Here is a 217-nt window from a genome sequence, read left to right on the forward strand (position 1 = left end):
TGAATAGACACCATTAAGTGAACGTGGTCATGTTCTCCACCAAACTCTAAAAGCTCGCAATCCATTTGCTTACAGGTTTCCTCCATTATCTCTTTGGTTCTATCTAACATCTCTTTAGTGAAAACGTCTCTTCGGTATTTTGTAACAAATACTAGATGAACATTGTTTTTAAATAGGCAGCTTCTGCCTGTTCTCCATTCGTACATTTTACTCATAG

Annotated in this window: 1 protein-coding gene; it reads right to left on the reverse strand. The window is 36.9% G+C overall.

Annotated features, from left to right (window positions below; translation table 11 throughout):
* Positions 1-206 (reverse strand): IS200/IS605 family transposase (tnpA, locus tag CWB80_RS21635; RefSeq protein ID WP_138686305.1); only part of this gene is annotated, 206 nt, incomplete at its 3' end.
* Positions 207-217: the final 11 nt, after the last annotated feature.

It is taken from the genome of Pseudoalteromonas sp. S1650 (assembly GCF_005887195.1).
Taxonomy (GTDB): Bacteria; Pseudomonadota; Gammaproteobacteria; order Enterobacterales; family Alteromonadaceae; genus Pseudoalteromonas; species Pseudoalteromonas simplex.